The sequence below is a fragment of the Kitasatospora nipponensis genome (assembly GCF_039528135.1).
Classification (GTDB): domain Bacteria; phylum Actinomycetota; class Actinomycetes; order Streptomycetales; family Streptomycetaceae; genus Kitasatospora; species Kitasatospora nipponensis.
In genome coordinates, this window is record NZ_BAAALF010000750.1 from 1 (window position 1) to 678 (window position 678).

Below are 678 nucleotides of genomic sequence, written 5' to 3' on the forward strand. Positions count from 1 at the left end.
CGAGGACCGCATCGAGCACCTCGTGTTCCACCCCCGCGCCGAGCCCGCCCCGGTGCTGGGGGTGTATCTGCTGGCCGACAGCCTGGCGGAGGCGGAGCGCAGGGTCGCCCTGGTCTGCCACCGCGCCCTGGGCGCCGTACCGCAGTTCGCCGGGTGGCGGGCGGAACCGTCCACGGCACCGATGGTGGTGCCCTTCTACGAGCAACTGCTGGCCTCTTCCGGCCTCGCTGGACGGAACGGTCCAAGGACGTTTCCGTCCACCTGAAAGCCCTTCCACCCAGGCTGAGCTGCGACGAAGCTGGTACTCGCCAGCAGGGAACACCACCCGGACGGCAACCGGACGAAGCGTCACCGCGGACCGCTGAGCCCGAATCCACCGACTCGCACGCACTCCTGAGGATTCATCATGCTTCGCACCGTCATCGCCAAGACCGCCGCGGTTGCCACCATCGCCCTCGCCGTCCTGCTGCCGCTCAACGCCGGGGCCGCCACCGCCGCCACGACCGCCGCCCAGCCGGCCCCCGTCGTGGTCACGGCCAACGACCTCATCTGGGGCTGACCAAGCCGCCCCACCCGCTCCACCCGCTACGCCGCGCCGACCGCTGCTCCTGCAGGGCAGCCGTCCGACGCGCGGCCCGCCCACTCACTTGCCTCAACCTCGTAATCCAAGGGGAATTC

General features: G+C 70.8%; 2 protein-coding genes. Both read left to right on the forward strand.

The window, feature by feature from the left end; translation table 11 throughout:
• The coding region (locus tag ABD323_RS43110; RefSeq protein WP_344447490.1) for a hypothetical protein at positions 1-265 on the forward strand (265 nt) is incomplete at its 5' end.
• A 141-nt stretch (positions 266-406) separates the two neighbouring features.
• On the forward strand, positions 407-559 hold the full coding sequence (locus ABD323_RS43115) for a hypothetical protein (RefSeq protein WP_344447492.1): 153 nt from the start codon (positions 407-409) through the stop codon (positions 557-559).
• Positions 560-678: the final 119 nt, after the last annotated feature.